This is a genomic window from Alishewanella sp. HL-SH06, assembly GCF_052656265.1.
On sequence record NZ_CP199752.1, the window covers coordinates 2,257,737 to 2,277,784 of the forward strand.

At 45.7% G+C, this 20,048-nt stretch carries 19 protein-coding genes and 2 tRNA genes; 7 read left to right on the forward strand and 14 right to left on the reverse strand.

Annotated elements, in window-relative coordinates; all coding sequences use genetic code 11:
- Nucleotides 1-32 precede the first annotated feature (32 nt).
- On the reverse strand, nt 33-1,004 hold the full coding sequence (locus tag ACUJFK_RS10400) for a DMT family transporter (RefSeq protein WP_445424787.1): 972 nt from the start codon (nt 1,002-1,004) through the stop codon (nt 33-35).
- Between the two features lie 163 nt (nt 1,005-1,167).
- Here ACUJFK_RS10400 and ACUJFK_RS10405 point away from each other — a divergent pair, with 163 nt between their 5' ends.
- Complete coding sequence (locus ACUJFK_RS10405; protein ID WP_445424788.1) at nt 1,168-2,163, forward strand: 6-phosphofructokinase; 996 nt, start codon at nt 1,168-1,170, stop codon at nt 2,161-2,163.
- Nucleotides 2,164-2,171: 8 nt separating this feature from the next.
- On the opposite strand, the gene ACUJFK_RS10410 is transcribed toward ACUJFK_RS10405, so the two are convergent.
- The 4 genes from ACUJFK_RS10410 to ACUJFK_RS10425 all read right to left on the reverse strand — a co-directional run bounded on the left by ACUJFK_RS10410 (nt 2,172) and on the right by ACUJFK_RS10425 (nt 5,147).
- On the reverse strand, nt 2,172-2,990 hold the full coding sequence (locus tag ACUJFK_RS10410; protein WP_226752204.1) for a LytR/AlgR family response regulator transcription factor: 819 nt from the start codon (nt 2,988-2,990) through the stop codon (nt 2,172-2,174).
- Complete coding sequence (locus ACUJFK_RS10415; RefSeq protein WP_445424789.1) at nt 2,983-4,074, reverse strand: sensor histidine kinase; 1,092 nt, start codon at nt 4,072-4,074, stop codon at nt 2,983-2,985. The genes ACUJFK_RS10410 and ACUJFK_RS10415 overlap by 8 nt, the downstream gene beginning before the upstream one ends.
- A 135-nt stretch (nt 4,075-4,209) precedes the next feature.
- Nucleotides 4,210-4,677 carry an Mpo1 family 2-hydroxy fatty acid dioxygenase gene (locus ACUJFK_RS10420; protein WP_226752202.1) on the reverse strand — a complete coding sequence of 156 codons (468 nt, stop codon included), beginning with the start codon at nt 4,675-4,677 and terminating at the stop codon, nt 4,210-4,212.
- 71 nt (nt 4,678-4,748) lie between these two features.
- Complete coding sequence (locus tag ACUJFK_RS10425) at nt 4,749-5,147, reverse strand: acyl-CoA thioesterase (RefSeq protein WP_226752201.1); 399 nt, start codon at nt 5,145-5,147, stop codon at nt 4,749-4,751.
- A gap of 144 nt (nt 5,148-5,291) precedes the next feature.
- Here ACUJFK_RS10425 and ACUJFK_RS10430 point away from each other — a divergent pair, with 144 nt between their 5' ends.
- Nucleotides 5,292-7,058: a M61 family metallopeptidase gene (locus ACUJFK_RS10430; protein WP_445424790.1), complete on the forward strand. Its 1,767-nt coding sequence runs from the start codon at nt 5,292-5,294 to the stop codon at nt 7,056-7,058.
- Nucleotides 7,059-7,081: 23 nt separating this feature from the next.
- On the opposite strand, the gene ACUJFK_RS10435 is transcribed toward ACUJFK_RS10430, so the two are convergent.
- The 3 genes from ACUJFK_RS10435 to ACUJFK_RS10445 all read right to left on the reverse strand — a co-directional run bounded on the left by ACUJFK_RS10435 (nt 7,082) and on the right by ACUJFK_RS10445 (nt 9,068).
- The gene (locus ACUJFK_RS10435) at nt 7,082-7,918 is read right to left on the reverse strand and encodes a M23 family metallopeptidase (RefSeq protein ID WP_445424791.1); all 837 of its coding nucleotides are present in this window, start codon (nt 7,916-7,918) and stop codon (nt 7,082-7,084) included.
- Complete coding sequence (locus ACUJFK_RS10440) at nt 7,878-8,738, reverse strand: 6-carboxytetrahydropterin synthase (protein WP_445424792.1); 861 nt, start codon at nt 8,736-8,738, stop codon at nt 7,878-7,880. Before ACUJFK_RS10440 ends, ACUJFK_RS10435 begins: the two co-directional genes overlap by 41 nt.
- Nucleotides 8,739-8,810: 72 nt before the next feature.
- Nucleotides 8,811-9,068, reverse strand: a complete 258-nt coding sequence (locus tag ACUJFK_RS10445) for a hypothetical protein (RefSeq protein ID WP_226752197.1) — start codon at nt 9,066-9,068, stop codon at nt 8,811-8,813.
- A gap of 189 nt (nt 9,069-9,257) precedes the next feature.
- Here ACUJFK_RS10445 and fabA point away from each other — a divergent pair, with 189 nt between their 5' ends.
- Nucleotides 9,258-9,770: a bifunctional 3-hydroxydecanoyl-ACP dehydratase/trans-2-decenoyl-ACP isomerase gene (gene fabA / locus ACUJFK_RS10450; protein WP_226752196.1), complete on the forward strand. Its 513-nt coding sequence runs from the start codon at nt 9,258-9,260 to the stop codon at nt 9,768-9,770.
- A 70-nt stretch (nt 9,771-9,840) separates the two neighbouring features.
- Here fabA and rmf read toward each other — a convergent pair whose 3' ends face one another.
- The 6 genes from rmf to rlmKL all read right to left on the reverse strand — a co-directional run bounded on the left by rmf (nt 9,841) and on the right by rlmKL (nt 18,349).
- Nucleotides 9,841-10,023: a ribosome modulation factor gene (gene rmf, locus ACUJFK_RS10455; RefSeq protein ID WP_226752195.1), complete on the reverse strand. Its 183-nt coding sequence runs from the start codon at nt 10,021-10,023 to the stop codon at nt 9,841-9,843.
- A gap of 323 nt (nt 10,024-10,346) precedes the next feature.
- On the reverse strand, nt 10,347-11,735 hold the full coding sequence (gene ltrA, locus ACUJFK_RS10460) for a group II intron reverse transcriptase/maturase (RefSeq protein WP_445424793.1): 1,389 nt from the start codon (nt 11,733-11,735) through the stop codon (nt 10,347-10,349).
- A 503-nt stretch (nt 11,736-12,238) separates the two neighbouring features.
- Nucleotides 12,239-14,053, reverse strand: a complete 1,815-nt coding sequence (locus tag ACUJFK_RS10465) for a DUF3466 family protein (RefSeq protein WP_445424794.1) — start codon at nt 14,051-14,053, stop codon at nt 12,239-12,241.
- 17 nt (nt 14,054-14,070) lie between these two features.
- A complete protein-coding gene (uup, locus tag ACUJFK_RS10470; protein WP_445424795.1) occupies nt 14,071-15,987 on the reverse strand; it encodes an ATP-binding cassette ATPase Uup in 1,917 nt (638 codons plus the stop codon).
- Entirely contained in the window at nt 15,987-16,235 is a 249-nt protein-coding gene (locus tag ACUJFK_RS10475) for a glutaredoxin family protein (RefSeq protein WP_226752192.1), read from the reverse strand. The genes uup and ACUJFK_RS10475 overlap by 1 nt, the downstream gene beginning before the upstream one ends.
- The gene (rlmKL, locus tag ACUJFK_RS10480) at nt 16,235-18,349 is read right to left on the reverse strand and encodes a bifunctional 23S rRNA (guanine(2069)-N(7))-methyltransferase RlmK/23S rRNA (guanine(2445)-N(2))-methyltransferase RlmL (RefSeq protein WP_445424796.1); all 2,115 of its coding nucleotides are present in this window, start codon (nt 18,347-18,349) and stop codon (nt 16,235-16,237) included. Before rlmKL ends, ACUJFK_RS10475 begins: the two co-directional genes overlap by 1 nt.
- A gap of 206 nt (nt 18,350-18,555) precedes the next feature.
- Between rlmKL and ACUJFK_RS10485 the strand changes: the two genes are divergently transcribed.
- From ACUJFK_RS10485 to tnpB, 4 genes are all read left to right on the forward strand, one after another.
- Nucleotides 18,556-18,632 (forward strand) — tRNA-Met (locus tag ACUJFK_RS10485).
- A gap of 85 nt (nt 18,633-18,717) precedes the next feature.
- A tRNA-Met gene (locus tag ACUJFK_RS10490) sits at nt 18,718-18,794 on the forward strand.
- A 484-nt stretch (nt 18,795-19,278) separates the two neighbouring features.
- The gene (gene tnpA / locus ACUJFK_RS10495; RefSeq protein WP_445424797.1) at nt 19,279-19,656 is read left to right on the forward strand and encodes an IS66-like element accessory protein TnpA; all 378 of its coding nucleotides are present in this window, start codon (nt 19,279-19,281) and stop codon (nt 19,654-19,656) included.
- Nucleotides 19,653-20,000: an IS66 family insertion sequence element accessory protein TnpB gene (gene tnpB, locus ACUJFK_RS10500; protein ID WP_445424798.1), complete on the forward strand. Its 348-nt coding sequence runs from the start codon at nt 19,653-19,655 to the stop codon at nt 19,998-20,000. The genes tnpA and tnpB overlap by 4 nt, the downstream gene beginning before the upstream one ends.
- The last annotated feature ends 48 nt before the right edge of the window (nt 20,001-20,048 follow it).

The window sequence follows — 20,048 nt, forward strand, 5'->3', positions numbered from 1 at the left end:
AGCGTGTTTAATATTTTGGTCGTTGTCTTGTGTCATAACACATCGCGTTGTAGTTTTCTCACACGGCGTGCTTCGCGATATTGTACGAACTGCGGTGCTAAAGCCGTTAAAGCAGAGCCCATTACCACTAGGATAGCGCCTAACCAAGACCAAATATTCAGTTGCTGTGGCACCAACAACGTCGGCCAAATTGCGGCGACCACATTGGCACTTAAAATGGTAATTAACGGCGTAATCGCCAGTACCGCACTGACCTTCGAGGCTTCCCAATGGTGTAAGGCTTCGGCAAAAGCGCCATAAGCTACCACCGTGTTTAAACAACAAAACAGCAGCAATGACCATTGCAGTACACTTAATTGCCCCAGTGGCGTGAAGTCTGACACCGGAATAAAAGCAATACTCCCGGCAAAGTAAATCAGATACATAATTTGCTTAGAACTGTAACTGACCAACAACTGTTTTTGCGCCAACGCATAGGCGGCCCAGGTAATGGCCGCAAAAATGACTAAGATCACTCCAAGCGTTTCATTGCTGGCCTGCACAATTAAACTGAGCAGCCGCTCGTTAAAAAATAATAACAAGCCACTGACCAACAATATGGCGCCTACGCGTTGCCAGAGTAACAAACGTTCTTTAAAAATAATAATACCGCCAAGCATCATTAAAAATGGCGCTAATTGTATTAAGGTTTGCGCGGTTTCTGCGGTTAAGTTATTCAGACCAGATAAATATAAAATGTAGTTTAGCAGCAAGCCCACCACGGCAATGGCCATTAAGATAAAGATTTTGCGCTGTTTCATTAACGCCAATGACGGCAACTTACCTCTTAGTCCAAGCCAAACCCCTACCATCAAAGCCGCAAACAAAAAACGAATAGCAGTAATGGTATTGGTGGTAAATACCTCCAATAGCACTTTTAATGCGATGGGTAATACCCCCCACAGCACGGCGGTGGTTAAGGCGAGTAAGAAACCGATCAAGGTTTTACCGGTAATTTGATGCATGCCGCAGGTTTTCCTAAACAAAATAACGAATCAACAAGAAGGGTTTATATTGTCGCTTAAAACTCGGCCTACTGTCGCGGTGTTTCTATCAAATTGCGATAAATCAAAGTAAATTAGAGATCTGTCGTTATAATCAAGGCTTATGGCAAAGGAGAATAATTATATGGCTACGATTAAGCGGATTGCATTACTGACCTCAGGCGGAGATGCGCCAGGAATGAACGCCGCCATCCGAGCCGTGGTGCTAACGGCGGCGGCGTGTCGTATCGAAGTGATCGGCTTTGAGCACGGCTACATCGGTTTATTAGAACAAGAATACCGCACCTTACTACCGCAGCATGTGCATAATATTATTCAACGCGGCGGCACCATATTAAAAAGTGCACGTTGCCCTGCTTTGCAAACGCCAGAAGGCCCCAAACTGGCCGCCGATAACCTACAGCAATTGAATATCGATGCCTTAATTGTGATTGGTGGCGATGGTAGTTTTCGAGGTGCCTTGGAAATTGCCCGGTATTATGATGGGCAAATTATTGGCGTGCCCGGCACCATTGATAATGATGTTGATGGCACCACCAACACCATTGGTTATGCCACAGCCATTGATACAGCACTGGATGCTATTGATAAAATTCGCGATACAGCCGATGCCTTTGAACGTATTTTTCTGGTGGAACTGATGGGGCGTCACAGCGGTTATATCAGTTTAGCCGCAGGGATTGCCGGCGGTGCCGAGCAAATTATTTGCCCTGAGTTTAGTCAAATCACGCCCAAAGATTTACGTCAAATCACCACGCCAATACAGCATGCTCAACTGTTAATGGGCAAAGCCAGTTACATTATTGTGGTGGCTGAAAACAGTTACCCTGGCGGCACCACCGCGCTGGCTGAAGCATTAACTAAAGCGATTGGTATTGAATGTCGCGCCTGTATTTTGGGGCATATTCAACGTGGCGGCAGCCCAGTTGGCGCAGATCGCATCTTAGCCACTAAACTGGGTGCTTATGCAGTGGAAGCCTTACAACAAGGGGCGCATTTACAAATGGCCGGTGAAGTACACGGTGAGGTAACCCTGTACCCACTGGCTAAAACCGGCAATCGCACTAAGGCGATTGATCCTTACTTAGTGCGCTGGCAACAGCAAGTGGGCAGTTATTAAAGGGGCAGTTAATGGCTAAACACTTGTTTTACACGGTCTTTGTAACTACGGCTAACCTTAACCGCTTGGCCATTAGTTAACAGTAATTGATGTTCGCCATTGCTAAGCATTTGCAGTTTAGCAATGGTTTGCACATTGACAATGGCCGAACGATGCACTCGCACAAATTGCCTTGGATCTAATTCGCTCTCTAATTCTTTCATGGTACGGCGTAAAATATGGGTTTGGCCATCGCGAGTATGAATACACATATAATCGCCCGCAGCATCTACCCAATCGATTTCGGCTACCGGTACCCGAGTGATCTCACCACTGTCTTTAATACTGATCGCTTCAGGGAAACGACTGTTCACCACGGGCTCTGCTTTATCTAAACGCTCTAAGATGTGATTGGCTTGATCACCGGTTAAACGCGCCACCGCCGCCGCCAGCTGATCTTTATGTTTTTGATTGTCAGACGCCCCATGATAAGTAATCACCTTGTCTACCGCCGCTTTCAGCCGATCCGCTTCAACAGGCTTTAACACATAATCTAATGCATTCACTTCAAAAGCATTAAAAGCATATTGATCATAAGCCGTCACAAAGACGATGTAGGGCAATTTAATTTCTTGCGCCTGTAATTGTTTTAACACTGCAAAACCGTCCATGCCTGGCATTTCGACATCTAGAAACACCAAATCGGGTGACAGCTCAATAATGGCTTTTAATGCATCAGGCCCGTTCGCACATTCTGCAATCACCTTCAATTCAGGAAATGCAGCTAATCGAACTAACATACCTCTGCGCGCTAAGGGTTCGTCATCCACTACGATTACATTAAGCATGTTCAATATCCGTCTTCTCTAGTTGTAATGGAATTCTGATATTCACTTTTACACCTTGCGGTTGATTATGAGTTAATACCAAAGCAAAATCATTGTCGTACAACGCAGCCAGTCTTTCTCGTGTATTCACTAATCCAACGCCACTGTCCGTGTTGTCAGAAGCTTTAACTAAGCCATCAACTAACGGCATACCTGGGCCATTATCGGCCACCTCAAGCAATAGATCATGCCCAAAGCGTTTGGCTTTGATGGTGATCTCGCCTCCATCCACTTGACTTGCCACCGCATACTTAATGGCGTTTTCAATTAATGGCTGCAAAATTAAACTGGGCACTAAAGCTTTTTCGGTGCCAGGCTCTAAATCGATCACTATTGCTAGTCGTTCTGAGAATCGCACCTTTTCAATTTCTAAGTACAACCTCGCCGCATAGATCTCTTGCTCAAGCATGACCTTATTAATCGGGTCTTTATACAGCGAATAGCGTAAGAAATCGCTTAAACGGCTGACCATCTTATTGGCAGTATCGTTATCGTTAATTAATACTAAGGTTGAGATGGCATTCAGTGTATTAAATAAAAAATGGGGGTTTAGCTGATACCGTAGCATTTTTAATTGCGCTTCATGCGCTTTATTCATCGCCGTAAGCAGTTTTTGTTTTTCTAGTTGTAAGGTTTGATAGTACTTAATACCAAAATACAAGCCACTCCAACTAAGCATAACGTAAAAGGCCACGGGCGTATCACGGATATATAAAAACCAGTCGGCTGGGCGATAGCCATGTCGATAGATCTCCCAATAGTTAAAATTGCGGATCACCGTCCAAACTAACGCCGTTAATAATGCCGCTGCCAAAATAACCAGCACCATTTTCCACGGTTCCCAGAACCAGACTTTACGATAAAGATAGCGCAGCGGTATGGTTAATAACCAACCAACATAGGCATCGAGGCTAATCACGATCAGAAAAGCATCTCGGGTGTCTAACATCAGAGAGCTGAGATAATTGACTATAGCGAAACCGAGCCAGCCGAGAGAATGCAGGATCCAGAATTGTCGGTTTCTATCTTCGAAAAGTTTATTCAATGTTGACGCCGGTTTCTATCATAATAGAGATGCATTATAACGATAGCTGCGCATAATGCCTCGGCTACCTGCCGTATACAACCAGACATTAATCGCAACTTTGGCCATAAAACCGCGCACACTTCACAAACTAAATTAATAGCGAATGCGAAAACGTTGCAAAATGAAACCGAGTAACCAGGCAGGACCAATCAACAGAAAGGCCAGATCTTGAAAGAATGACGGTTTTTTACCCTCAATTTTGTGGCCAATAAATTGTAAGATCCACATCAATACAAACACCGCAGCGGCAATTTGCCAAATGGCAAACAGGCTTTGTTGCTCCAATGCTCTTAGCGCTGTCACCACGGCAGCGGTAAAGATGGTCATGCCAAGGCCTAAACTAAAAGCGAGTAGAAAGTAAAAAAGTAACGCGGGCATTACCAGTAACAAAGCCCAATTAATGCCCTGCTCTGCCAAGCCTGAAAATGGCATAGGGATCTGCCACAGCAAACCCAACACCGACGCGTAAATAAGCGGCACCGCTACCCAATGGATGGCTTTATTCACCGAGTTTTGATGACTAACGGCGTATTCACTAAACCACTCTGTTGCTGTCTTCATGTGGCTAACTCTCTGGCAGGGCTAATTTTTAATGCAACATAACAAGGTCAGGCCAGTTATACAAGTGCAACTTAGCCTAGCACCGGTGTGGGTTTGCGATCTTCATCTAAAGCGACAAAAGTAAAGCTACCCGAAATGGCTTTGTGTTGATTGTCGTTGTACATGTTTTCAACAAAAATATCGACCTGCACTTTAATACTGGTACGACCGACGTGCGCAACACGGGCAACTAACTCGACAATATCTCCCGCCGCAATGGATTCTTTAAAATCAACGCGATCGGAACACACGGTAACTAATGGCTTACGACAAAAACGCGTCGCCGCAATAAAAGCGGCTTCATCCATCCAAGCTAGGGCTTCACCACCGAATAACGTATTATGATGATTGGTGCGCCCAGGAAATACCGTTTTTGTCACTCGAGTAACCGCATATTCCATGCGCTTTATGATGAGGGCTTCGTTAGACATAAAATTCCTTAACTGATAAATGGTCATATTATACGTGATGTCAGCCCTGTGTGCTGAACACTTGTGGCACATTTGGTAATTTAATAACGAAACGGCATAATAGTGTTCAATTAGCCGTTAGCATAAGCCTTTGGAGATCCCGTTATGTCAGCCGTGCAGTATGAAATAACCTTTGATGATATCAGTGCGCATCTACTCACCCTATCGCTGCATTTTGAGCCTAGCAGCGCAATGCATCAGTTAACCCTGCCGGCTTGGATCCCTGGCAGTTACCTTGTGCGGAATTTTGCGCGGCATATTGTCAACATCAATGCTTATGATGCCGACGGTGAACTTCATCTGGCGCAACGTGATAAACAATCTTGGCAGCTCAGTTGTGGGCAACAACCGGTCACCGTAACTTACCAAGTTTACGCTAATGATTTATCGGTTCGCGCAGCCTATGTTGATGATGAACTGGCAGTGCTTAACCCGGCTTGTCTGTGTTTAAACGTCAGTGAAATGACGGCACAGCCCCATTCACTGACCCTGCACAAACCCACTGATCTTCGCTGCGCGGCATGGCGTGTTGCTACGGCCATGCCCAAAGCAACTCATACCGCCCCGCTCGACTTTGGTTGTTATCAGGCTGATAACTATGATCATCTGATAGATAGCCCCTTACTGGTGGGCATTTTCAATGTGCAGCAATTTAATTTGGATGGTGTGCCGCATTACGTCGTGGTCAGTGGTTATAACCTGTATGATGAAGCGCGCTTAACTGCCGATGTCGCTAAGCTTTGCCAGGTACAGCGCGATGTATTTGGCGAATTGCCGCGAGATTTAGATCAATATTGGTTTTTACTTTGGGTGACCGAGCAAGGCTATGGTGGCTTAGAGCATAAATTTAGTACCTTGTTACTTTGCAATCGCTATGACTTACCTGCAGTACAACAAACAGAATTAACCGAAGCCTATCAGAATCTGTTGGGCTTATTCAGCCATGAATACTTTCATACTTGGTGGGTAAAACGCTTAAAACCACAATGTTTTACGCCCTATGTCTTAGATAAAGAGCAGTACAGTCGGCAATTATGGCTTTATGAAGGTTTTACCTCTTACTTTGATGATTTAGCTTTAGTTAAAAGCGGTATTATCGAGCAAAGCCGTTATTTAACGGTGTTAGAGAAATTAATTACTCGGGTCAGTCGCAACCCCTCAGATAGTCAGCAAAGTTTAACGGATAGCAGCTTTACGGCGTGGACTAAATTTTATTTACAAGATGAGAATGCGGTTAACAGTGTGGTCAGTTATTACGCGAAAGGCGCGTTAGTGGCCTTATTGCTAGAGGCTGAACTGCAATCTAAAGGATTAAATTTGGCTGCTTTTTGCCGACAACTGTATCAGCAGCATGTTGCAACAGGCACCTCGGATAACGCTATATTCGAGCAACTCATCGCATGGCAATTACCCGAACTCGCTGCCCAATTGACGAGCTGGATCAATGAAGCCAAACCCTTACCGCTGGCAGCAACCTTGGGCAAACTAGGCCTAACCTTAACACAGCGCGCGCCCAGCAGTTTTAGCGATCTGGCCGGTGAAAACAATAAGGTCGTGCCAGCCAGTTTAGGCTGCAGCCTTAAAACGACAGCGCAAGGCGTGTTTATTCAGCAATTATATCGGGGCTCGGCTGCCCATCAGGCCGGATTAATGAGCGGCGACCAATTAGTGGCCTTGGGCGGTTATAAGATCAGCGAAACGAGTTTAACGGAGCTAATGCTACGTTTACCGCTAGGCTCTGTGCAGCCGTTATTCATTTTTAGAAAAGATCGATTACTCGAGTTGGCACTACTGATACAACAGGCTGCACCAGGAGTTGCCATGTTAAATGTAGCTAACGAAGTAACAGTAAAACACTGGTTGTCGAGTTAAAACTCAACAACCCTTTTTTAGCTTTAAGGGGTAAGCGCTAAACGCTGCGTTTGGTTTGGCGTAAATTCGGGTAACAACAGTTGCGGGTCAAGCCGCTCTTGAAACCAATTGATACGCCAATCTAAATGCGGGCCGGTAACGCGGCCTGTCGCCCCAATATCGGCAATATGTTGGCTTTGTGCTACGGTATCCCCAACCTTTACTTTAATGGCATTTAAATGCATAAAGGTTGAGCTCACCCCAAAGCCATGATCAACAATTACCGTTAACCCTGAAAAATACAGATCTTCAGCCAGTAACACCTTACCTGGCCATGGCGCCAATACCGGTGCACCTACCGGAGCGGCAATATCTAAACCAAAATGTGGATTGCGCGGTTGGCCGTTAAACACACGTTGACTGCCATAAACTCCACTGATACGCCCTGCGGCTGGGCGCACGGGCTCAGCGAAAATGGCTTGAAGTTCAGTTAATGTGCTGCGAACTTGTCGAACTTTAGCACTATCATTGGCAATGCGCGCGCTGACTTCTTTTGGCGGTGCTACATACTTTTGCTCCACGCCAGTGATCCGCTGAATATCGTATTCTCTGGCGGTAAAGCGCAGCGGAAATTGCTGTTGCTTGCCTTGATGTACCACTTTAAGTTGATGTTGTAGTGCAGCATCACGGCCAATACCAAAAACAAACTGCCCTTGCGCACTGACAACAACCGGTTGCTCGTTAAACCATACCTCGGCCCCAACAGGGGCTTGACCGCGAATTAAGCTGCCTTGGGTTAATGGGCCATGTAACACCACTTCCGCGGCGTTAGCCGCAACACTAATCGCGCAGAGCAATAGCGCCTTTACCCACACCTTCATAAGCTACCACCTTATATTGTTTACTGCCATTGGCCGCTTTTAACTGATCGGCAATAAAATCGGCCAGACATTCTACCGTGGTATCACAAGACACAAGTTCACAATGACTGGCAGGTATACATAACTCGAACCAACCTTGGGTAGCCTGATAACGGAAGCTATAATCATCGCTTTCCGGCGTTAAATACGACAAGGCTTCGGCCGAAACGAGATCGTCTTTACTACCTAAATAAATATCTTCCCAGCGCTCGCACCACATTTTATTTAAGCGTGGTACTAACATGCCATCTTCAAAGATTTGAATAGTAGAGCGATGTCCATGGGCAATACGTTGACAGTTACCATCGTGTTTTTTCAAACCATGACTGTAATGATAATAAAAACCGCGCATCGCTTCGCTGCGTAATTTTAAAACGAGTTTAGCGACATTATCAGGTAACAAGGGTTTGATTTGTTGCTCAAGATAATGGGCTACCGTTTGCTCGTTAATCTCTGTACCGGGAATAAAAGCAAAAGCAGAAGGCGGACAAGCGAGTTGTATGGTGCCGCGTTCACTTTGATACTGCAGCACAATCATTTGCTCTGCTTCACTGTGACGAAGCGCAGGACATGCCGCAGCAACGGCTAACTTGTGATCAACTAATTGGTCAATCGCTTGTTTAATCACTTTTTTCACTTTAGCAAAATCGAACACCATAGCGGCGTCATCTAAAGCACCATGTAGCTCGACATCGACAATAAAGCTTTCACCCAACATGCCACGCTGCCGATGCAGATAAGAAAAATCAATTACGGTAAGATCCTGCACAAATAAAATCATGGCGCCTTCCTGAAATAAGCTTCAAGCAAAAAATGAAGCCTATTATACCTTTACCACACGGTGGCGTCACTTTTAGCGTTTATGTTCATTTAACCAGCTATTTAAAATCCCCACTTGGCCAAGTTTATGTGCGGCATACATTAAACGCAGCGCATTGCTCAAAATTGTACTGTCGTTCCACTGCGTTTTTTGCACAATATCTTCGTAGCACTTTAAGGCTTCTGGTGTTAAATAGCCGCGTAATTCTTTTTTACCGGAGTCTTTTTGCCTATCACGGTAGCGTCGTTGTTTTTCTGCGTTACTTAACGCCGGCTTTTTTTCATTACTCATGGGACACTCCATCATAACGCGTTACCCGCACCTGCTTGGTGTCGGAGTGTGGCTGGTTCAGTTTCAGCGCTGAACAAACCGTTTTAGAATGATTTACCTGCAGAAATCGTTAATACTATAACAAATCGGACTTGTTTAGCGTACAGCTGTTCGCTAAGCTGATGCAGCATTTTTATTGGATAAACATACATGACTAAGAATAGCTTTTCAAAAGAAGATTTAATCGCTTGCGGCAACGGTGAATTGTTTGGCCCAGGCAACAGCCAACTCCCTTCTGACAACATGCTAATGATGGATCGCATAGTGCACATCTCTGAAGAAGGCGGACTATATGGTAAAGGCCAAATCATTGCCGAATTAGATATTACCCCTGAGTTGTGGTTCTTTGCTTGCCACTTTAAAGGCGATCCGGTTATGCCAGGTTGTTTAGGCCTTGATGCCATGTGGCAACTGGTTGGTTTTTTCTTAGGTTGGGCCGGTGGCCCGGGTAAAGGGCGTGCTTTAGGTGTTGGTGAAGTGAAATTTACTGGTCAAGTATTGCCAACGGCGAAGAAAGTGACTTACACCATCAATATGAAGCGTGTGATTAAGCGTAAACTGTTTATGGGGATTGGTGACGGTGTAGTGAGTGTTGACGGACGCGATATCTATGCAGCAACCGATCTTAAAGTTGGATTATTCCAAGACACCTCTAGTTTTTAATCTGTTGTAATGACAATAAAAACCACAAAGCCCCGTTAATTTCGGGGCTTTTGCATTTCAATTTAAGACATCAAGCGCCTTTACTGAATAATCCTACGTTACGATCTTCTATGGCCTCCCGCCAGCCACCTAACCACTCAGAACGAGCGTCTAAATTTTGATAAGGACAAAGTTCTTTTGAACGGCCGGTAACACCAGCACGATAACCTTGAGCATGAGCACGTTCCAGACGATCACGTTTTTGTCTTTTCATACGGCAATCTTCCTCACAATTTTTATTTAGAAATAACACTGCGCTGCCATAACAGCTAAATGTTACATTTAATAGATAGTCAAAGACGGCAAAAGGTTCAAGCTAAATTACTATAATAAACAACTTGACTTTGACTAACAGCATGAGAAGTAGTCGGTTTTTGCGGTTGTTTATTTTTAGATGGAAGTGCTATAAGGCAAAGTGAATTTCAAACATAAAAGCATATAGCGAAGGCGATGAAGTTATGATCGAGTAGGAGGCGGGATCACTCCCGCCGTCCTCTCACACCACCGTACATGCGGTTCCGCATACGGCGGTTCATGTTAACACTGGAACTGTCGATGACATTCCAGCAGTGATATTAATCCCAGCCTTTCAAATTGGCTTTTCTTCAAAGCCTGATTCATATGGCTGGCACCAGAGTTCCACCAAGCACCTCGCTGGTTACAAGCTGACGCCCAGGCTCTGACTTCGTCTAGTCCTGCTTTCATCAGCTGTTTGGCTCGGGTAAAGGGCCGCTTCCATTGTCGCCAGTACAGGCAACGCAGTTTGCGCCTTATCCAGCCATCCAACTCTTCGAGCACGCCTTTAACTTCGGTTAGTCGGAAGTAACTTATCCAACCACGCAGCACGGGTGTTAGCTCACTAATCGCTTTACTAACTGATTTCGAACCGTTGCCCGTCGTCAGGTTTCTGATTTTATCTTTCAACCTATCCAAACTACTCGGCGCGATTTTCAGTCTAGCCACTTTGTGCCGTGTAAAGCTATAGCCCAGAAACTTACGTGCGCATGGCCTTGCCACTGCACTTTTCTGCGTATTTACCTGTAGTTTCAGTGTTTTCCTTAAGAACTCACTGATGCCCTTCAGCAAATGTTCGCCTGCCTTTTCACTGCGCACATAAATGTTGCAGTCATCGGCATAGCGGCAGAAGCTGTGGCCTCGTCTCTCCAGCTCTTTATCCAGTTCATCCAGCAAGATGTTCGATAGCAGCGGCGACAACGGGCCACCTTGCGGCATGCCTTTGTCGCGTTTAATCACACCTTTATCATCCATCATTTCTGCTTCCAGATAACGGCGGATGAGTTTGAGTAGCCGTTCATCTTTGATTACTCTGGCCAGTCTCGACATCAGAATGTCGTGGTCAACCCGGTCAAAGAATTTCTCCAAATCCATGTCTACCACCCAGCGTTGGCCGCTTTGAATGTATTGCTGTGCTTGGCGCACCGCTTGCCATGCATTGCGGTTCGGCCGGAAACCATAGCTGGAATTTGAGAATGTTGGCTCCACGTAAGGCGTTAAAACTTGCGCTATCGCTTGCTGGATCAGTCGGTCTACCGCGGTCGGGATCCCCAATGTTCTCACATCGCCGTTGGGCTTTGGGATATCCACTTTACGAATTGCCCGTGGTAGATAGCTGCCTGCTATCAGTGTACTTTTGACGCTCGGCCAATGCTGTTTCAGCCATGGTTTTAACTCCTGCACACTGAGGTTATCCACACCAGCCGCACCTTTGTTTTCCACCACCCGCTGATACGCCAGCATCAGGTTCTCACGGCTTATCACTGCCTCTATCGTCAACGACCTTTCCGCTTTCGTTCGCCCACTGGCCGCCGTGCTGATTTCAACACCATCAATCAGCCTCGGCGAATTCTGTTCGCTTCCTCTGTTCATGGCCGCAACTTGCTGCGCTTGTGCATCATTAATCAACATCGAGTACCAGTGTCCTAATCACGGTTAACTATGTTCAGCCCTTCATGCTGTCGGTTTTCAGCACTACTACGGCCTCGGCTGACTTCTGAAGACCCATCCCAACACCTCTCGATGTCAGTAGCACTATGGCAGGCTTTCAGAGCTCCCGGGGTAATTCGCGCGACCTTCCTGCTTATACCTGTCGACTCTACGTTGTAACCTTCTGTGCAAGTATTGGGCTTTAGTGATATGGGCCACCTTACCCAGCTACAACGCCTTAATCGCTTCCTGTTCGTCAGGCCAGCATTTTGCCTTCGGCTTCCTTCAGATCCTAACTCACGATAGGCACCCTTGCCGTTCAGCTAACACTTCCCCTTGCCGGGTGTGTAGAGGACTTGCACCTCCAAGTCACCAGTTTGACCACCACAGTCAACCCAGTTGCGCTCAAGCGCAACGCGCCGTGCCCGGCGCACCCAACAAAAAAGCTGCCGAAGCAGCTTTTTTTATGCCGTAAACCTAATAGGTTATCGGCTTAATCGCGCGCGGTTGCGACGACGCAGTAAAGGTAAAGTACCTAGCAACATTATCCATAACGCTGAAAGTGAACCCGCGTTACGTTCATAGGTATTGTCTTCGGCATTACAGTCTTCAACTTGGCCGTTAGCAATAGGCTGTAAAAGTACGGTGGTCGCTTGCTCAGATTCAAACACATCACCGTTTTCATCAAGCACTGGCTCGCCATTATAACCATACACCACTCGATTAATTAGCGCGGTTGCGGTGATCACACCATCATCATTAATTGAACTCGCTTCAACTAAGGTGTAAGGCGCATCACATCCCACTAAACTGTTCAAATTAGTAAAGGTGTTACTGGCGTTATCGTACAGAAAAGCATTAATACGGCGTGAGGTTGTACCGCCTACAATCACTTCAGCCCGACCAACTACCTGACCTTGGTTATTCATATCCAGCGGTTCAGTACCTGAACTACTGAAAAAACCCTCAGGAAAACGCAAAGTTTGCGTGTTTATATCATAAGTAAAAAAACGTGAGCGAACACTGCTATTAATGTTTTTCAGCGCATAGCCCGCTATTAAATTCTGATTATTAATATCAGTAGCGACACTACCCACCCATTCTTCAGTATCAATAAAGCCTGTCACGCTGTCACCATTAAAAATGGTGGCATGTGGCGCACTGTAAATAATTCGGAATTCACCACCAAAACCATCTAGAAAGGTCGTAACACGGCTGGTGTCTGAATATAACGAACTGCCGACAGCAATACCGCTGTCATTAACAGCATTAGCCCGGCTGTAATATACCGGCACGGTATAATCTTCAGAGGCCGTTGCTGCTGAACCAGTACCTTTCTCACCTAAAAAGCCCCAAGTGCGATTTAATACCGCTGTACCCTCTGGTGAATATTGCCAAAGAGCAGCACGCTCTTCATAACCCTCGGTATAAGTGTCTACCGTTCCATATAAACGTACTTTGCTTAACAAGGAAAGCACATTCACGCTTCTAGCAGACAGAACTTGATTTAAACAAAACTGCAATGGCTGACTAAAGCCAGTACAAATTGAATCAATGGTTTCTTGAGTGGTTGTAGTAATACCGGTAGAGGTGAAACCCGCCACCAGATTAGTGTTATTAATATCAAGGGCCGCTGACATGCCACCACCATAACTAGAAAACTGTGGCGGTAAAGCGGTGCTTTGCTGACCATTAACAACATAGCCGAACAAGTAGCCGGCTTCGGGGATCCAGGCAGTATAAGGATTGGCTGGTTCAACCGGCTCTTCACCTTCAGCTACCGGCGCAGCCGTGGGCGTAAAAGTGCTTTTAAAGGATGGCGCGGTGGCAATACCTGCAATATATCCGCTGTTGTTCACGGCATAAGCAAATTCACTGTTATTTTTGGTTTGCTGCGTATCACGCAACACCACTTGCGATTGCCCTGAATTTTGCGTTTGACGTATAACACGTGTCAAACCAACAGGCTGAATAGTGACAAAAGCTTGTGAACTAAGATAGTTGATTAACGTGGATTTAACCGTGGAACTAAAGATCCCATTATTAATTTCTTCGATCTGCTCATCAGTAAATAGCGCTAAGATGACTTCACTCTCAAAATCGATTTCATCAAGATCAATTTCAAAGTCTAATAAGGTACTGCCATTTAAAATTACTTCACCCTGAGGCGTTGCCGCAACACCCGAGGTGGAACGAACTTTAGTGGTAGTATCTAATTCAACGATCTGATACACCGCGGCTTGCGCCGTAAATACTGTCAGCAACGGCAATAATGCTAAGCTGATCGGTGATAATTTCATGCATGGCCCCTAAAAATTTACGAAATTGCAGCTTCTAATTCTTCCCAGCGCGTGTACGCTTGCGCCAGCTTCGACTCGGTATCTTGTAATAGGTTCAATCTTTGCTGTGTGTGTTCAGCAGAACCTTTGAAAAACTCGGCGTCGTTCACTTCCAACTGTAAGGCTTTGACTTGTTGATCAAGCTCTTCAATTAAGACAGGTAACAGCTCTAGCTCGCGCTTTTCTTTGTATGATAGCTTTTTACCATTGTTAACAGAAGCCTGTATCGGCTTTTCCTCAACTTGGCTGTTGTTTTTATCATTATTTTTTACTGGCGCTTTGCTGCTTTGTGCAGTTTGTTGACGTTTTTGCCAAGCAATAACTTCATCATAACCACCGGCTAATTCAATAATTTTGCCTTCGCCGGCAAATAATAATGAGCTGGTTACGGTATTATTAACGAATTCACGGTCATGGCTAACTAACAACACGGTACCTTGATACTGCTGTAAAATATCTTCTAACAGCTCTAAGGTTTCCACATCTAAATCGTTAGTCGGTTCATCGAGGATCAATAAGTTACTTGGCCGCGCAAACAATTTCGCCAATAACAAACGGTTTTTCTCACCACCCGATAAAGCACGCACGGGTGTACGCGCGCGCAATGGCGGGAATAAAAAGTCTTGTAAGTAACTTAATACATGCCGTGTTTGACCGTTTTGGGTAATTTCTTGTTTACCATCCGCCACGTTATCTTGCACCGTGGCATTTAAATCCAGCGCCATCCGGTGTTGGTCAAAATAAGCCACTTCTAAATTGGTACCGCGCTTAATCTCGCCACTATCTTGCTGGTAATCACCTAACAGTAATTTGATCAGTGTGGATTTACCGACACCGTTTGGCCCTAATAAAGCAATCCGATCTCCGCGCATCACCAACAAATCTAAGTCATTCAACACTGCTTTACCACTAAAGGCATGGCTTAACGCTTTGGTTTCAAATACTAACTTACCAGAGCGCGCCGCTTGTTCGATATTAAAATCGACCTTGCCTAATTGCTCAACCCGAGCCGCGCGTTCTTGCCGTAATGCTTTAAGCGCACGTACGCGGCCTTCATTGCGGGTGCGGCGCGCTTTAATACCTTGGCGGATCCACACTTCCTCTTCGGCTAAACGTTTATCGAATAGTGAATTATGTTGTTGCTCGTCTTCTAGCATTTTTTGCTTACGATCGAGGTATTCTTGATAATTACCGGGGTGCGATGTGAGCTGACCACGATCTAAATCGATAATGCGGGTGGCTAAAGCACGTATAAAGGCCCTATCGTGCGAGATGAAAATTATCGCGCCGCCAAAGCTTAATAAAAATTGCTCTAACCAGTTAATAGCAGCTACATCTAAGTGGTTAGTAGGTTCATCGAGTAACAAAATATCGGGCTTGGCAATTAAGGCACGCGCTAAGGCAGCTTTTCGTAACCAACCACCAGATAAGGTCGCTAAACTGTTATTGCCGTCCATTTCAAACTGTTGGCAAAGCATTTCAACGCGCGCTTCTAAACCCCAACCATCGCGGGCATCTAAATCAGCTTGCAGGCTTTCAAATAAGCGATATTCGGCATCGCCGGCACCGTCTAAGTTTTCAGATAAGGTATAAAATTGCTGTACTTTATCCGCTAAATCGCCGGCACCTTCCCGAATAAAATCGGCAATTTTCACGTCCATTTTCGCCGGGGGATCTTGCTCTAAACGGCTTAAAATAACGCCGTTAGTCATAACGATTTGGCCATCATCTAAGTTTTGTTGACCGGTCAGCAATTTTAAAAAGGTTGATTTGCCTGCACCATTCCGCCCCACTAAACAGACGCGCTCGCCGCTGAATAAACTAAAATCGACTTGATCTAATACCGGGTTGGTACCAAAAGCCAAGCTCGCCTGTTGAAAACGTAATAACTCCACTACTTTGTATCCTTAAGCCAATGCTGTAACTGTGCCGCTGTAAAAGGCCAATAAATTAAGGTTTCATTACCTTGCTGATCGGTGCCAGCCAGCACCGGGATATGCACCCGAAAACGCGCTAGCAATTGTTCATCGTCGATAATATCCAGAACCTGAGTTTGCTCGGCAATGCCTGCTGTGAATAACAGACTTTCTGCCTCTTCGCACAGATGGCAACCCCAAGTACTGTAAAGAGTATAAACAGCCATTAACGCGTTAACTCAAAGCACACGTGAATGTGCGGGTTGCGTTTAAAATCCTCAGGTAAGGTAGCCGCAGAAATATCTTTTACCTGCCAACCAGACTCGACTAGGGCGGCTTGATCAATTTTGAAACGGCGCTTGTTGTTCGAGAAAATTACCTTGCCACCGGGTGCTAACCGCCCTATCAACATATTGATTAATTTCACATGATCACGCTGTACATCCCAATTGTCTTCCATCCGCTTTGAGTTAGAAAAGGTTGGCGGATCCACAAAGATCAAATCATACAAATTGCGATTACGTGACAGCCACTGTAAACAATCAGCTTGCTCAAACTGATACTGATTACCTTGTAGGCCATTCAGCATAAAGTTGCGTTTTGCCCAATCTAAATAAGTATTCGACATATCGACGGTAGTAACACTCGCCGCACCACCCATACCAGCGTGAACAGACGCGGTGCCGGTGTAAGCAAAGAGGTTAAGAACCGTTTTGCCTTTAGCCTGTTGCTGAATAAGCCGACGCGTTAAGCGGTGATCTAAAAATAAACCGGTATCCAGGTAATCACGCAAGTTAACCAAAAAGCGCGCGCCATATTCTAACACTTCTTTATATTGCCCCGCTTTAGCCATGGCTTGATACTGATTGCTACCTTTTTGCTTTTCCCGCACTTTTAAAATCATTTTATCGGATGTAATACCTAGTACCGTAGGCACTTGATTGACCACATCAAACAACCGTTTTTGCGCAATATCTTCATCCACTGTAGCCGGTGCCGCATACTCATGCACCACCACTTCACCGTCGTACCAATCTACCGCGACGTTATATTCAGGAATATCGGCATCATATAAACGATAACAATTCAGGTTTTCGCGTTTTGCCCATTTTTGTAATTGTTTTAAGTTCTTCGCTAAACGATTACCAAAGGAGCTGCTTTCGCTATAAAACAACGACGGCGCACTTGAGCTGACCGCTACTTGTTTTTCAGTTAAATCAAATAAGGTGAATTCACAATCCAATGGGCCATTGGTAAATTTGTACGTTTTACTTTTTGATAAACGCAATGAACGCAGTAAATCGGCATTTGAGGTAATAATGGCTAGACGCCAACCTTGATAATGTTGTTTTAACGCTAAAGCAAATTTGCTGTATAACGGAATTAAACTGGGTAAATCGCCTAAACGCTCACCATAAGGCGGGTTAGTGACAATCACACCCGGTTGCTCGCTAACCGCTTTTTGTAATGCCGTGGCATCACCATAATCGACACTGACTAAATGTGCGACACCAGCACGCGCAATATTCTGCCGCGCTTTACCTAATGCGCGCTCGTCGGTGTCCCTGCCATAACAAAGTATCTGATCGGGTAAACTACGCTCTTGCGCCTTCGCGGCGGCTTTAAGTTGCTGCCATATCGCGGCACGATGGCCAGGCCAGCCTTCAAAAGCAAAACGCTCGCGCTGTAAGCCGGGGGCTTTATTCAGCGCAATTAACGCCGCTTCAATAATAATGGTACCGCTACCGCAAAACGGATCAAATAACGGTTGCTCGGGTGTCCAGCCCGAACGCTTTAATAATGCGGCCGCCAGATGTTCTTTTAATGGCGCTTCCCCCTGCCCGGCGCGATAACCACGCTGATGTAATGATGGGCCAGAGAAATCTTGCAAGAAATGAAAGAAGTTTTTCTCTAAACGTACTTGAAAGCGCATATCGGGGTTTAACCGGTCGACATCTGGACGCTGACCGGTTTCTTCGCGAAATTGATCGACGATGGCATCTTTTAAACGCATACCGCCAAACTGGCTATTATCGATAGTGGCGTGTTTACCTACGCAATCTACGGCAAGCGTTTGTCGAATGGTCATGAGCTGTGGCCAATCTATTTTTCGGGCCACTTGGTAAAGATCGGTTTCTGCTGTTACCGGCTCTGACTGGATCAGCCGCATAATACGGGTAGCTAAGCGCGACCATAAGCACAACTGATAAGCGCTGCTTAGCTCTGCTTTAAAGCGCACCACACCCATAGAAACTTTTAATACTTCGCCTTGATGTGAACGTATCTCATCGGCTAACAGCTCTTCGACGCCTTTTGACGTTAAAGCCCAGAATTCCAGCATAACACCCAACCTTCAAATAAAATGGCCAGTAGTATAACAGAATGTGCTTTAAAGACGTTTGAAGAATTATCGTTAGCAACGATATTGATGTTAAAAACAACAAGCCGCTGCTTAAAGCAGCAGTTGAATGGCATTCGCGAAAATATTGCAATTAACCGCTTGCATCGCTTATCTAAAAACACTAAGATGCGCCCCGCAATGACGGACGCGGGATGGAGCAGCCTGGTAGCTCGTCGGGCTCATAACCCGAAGGTCGTCGGTTCAAATCCGGCTCCCGCAACCAATTGTGACCAAGTTACACCAAAGGTCATCAATTAACGTCTTGCAAATCAAACTATTACCTTCACTGCTCAAGGGTAATACACGGACGCGGGATGGAGCAGCCTGGTAGCTCGTCGGGCTCATAACCCGAAGGTCGTCGGTTCAAATCCGGCTCCCGCAACCACTTTACACACCTACTCAACCTATTGAAACATATACAATTCCCTATTTAAGGGAAATGTTTTATTCCTAAATTCCCTGCCCTGTGACGAATCTGTGACAACTTCGATTACCAATCAATAAATTTTCCAAAATCCTTGTACCGGAAAAAGCTAATTATTGACCTTTAGGTAATTTACCTCTGCACAAACGCTCGTCACAAAAATCTGTGACAATAATCGATCTTAATAGACGTTAATTATGCTTAAGAACTTTTGCACTAGAGGGTTTATTTACTATGTAAATTATTAAGTTGCTTGCTGAGGGGATTGAAAAGCGTAAAATTTTGGTTGTGCGGTATTGTGACAAAACCATATTGGCTTTTTGTAAAAATTCCAATCTAGCATTAAAACAGACTGATATACCGTAAGCGTCCGGCGAACACATCTTTTATTTGCTAACTGATCACGCATCATAGTGCTCACTGTTGCCAACTGTGAGACTTATGAATGCCAGCTTTAAAACACCCCGATGTGCGCCGGGTCTTTTCCCCTGAGTTTAAATGGCAGATTGTCCGAGAATCCAAAGAGCGTACACTGTCCGTTTCTGAATTAGCCCGCAAATACGATGTGAACACCAACCAGGTATTTCGCTGGATGCGTGAAGCTGAGGCGGGTCAGGCTTTGTGGGGCAGACGCGCTAAAGGTGAGCCGGATGCGCCTGTAGCAGCTTCAGCGTTTCTACCTGTCAGCGTCCGCCCGGCTAATGCAGCAGCCCCCGTTTTGCCTAAACCTGCCATCACGGTGTCATTTCGAAGTGGCCATCAGTTGATGTTACACGAGGCAACACCGGCCATGTTAGCGCAACTGGTGGCAGCGTTATCATGATGATGTTATCGCATAATGTGCGTATCTGGCTGTGTGCCGGTTACACTGATATGCGCAAAGGGTTTGATGGCCTGGCTGCCATGGCGCAGCACGTCCTGCAAAAAGACCCTTTCAGTGGTCATGTGTTTGTCTTTCGCGGACGGCGCAGTGACCGGGTGAAATTACTCTGGTGGGATGGTCAGGGCTTGTGTTTATTCTACAAGCGTCTTGAGCAGGGACAGTTCGTCTGGCCTGTCGCAAAATCCGGTGCTGTGCATTTAACCCAAGCGGAGTTAGCGCTACTGCTTGAAGGCTTAGACTGGCGTCCGCCCGCCAGAAAAAATACGCCAAAAAACACAGCTTAAATACAATTAATCAATGAGTTAGCCATCGCTTTGCGCTATAATACGCCG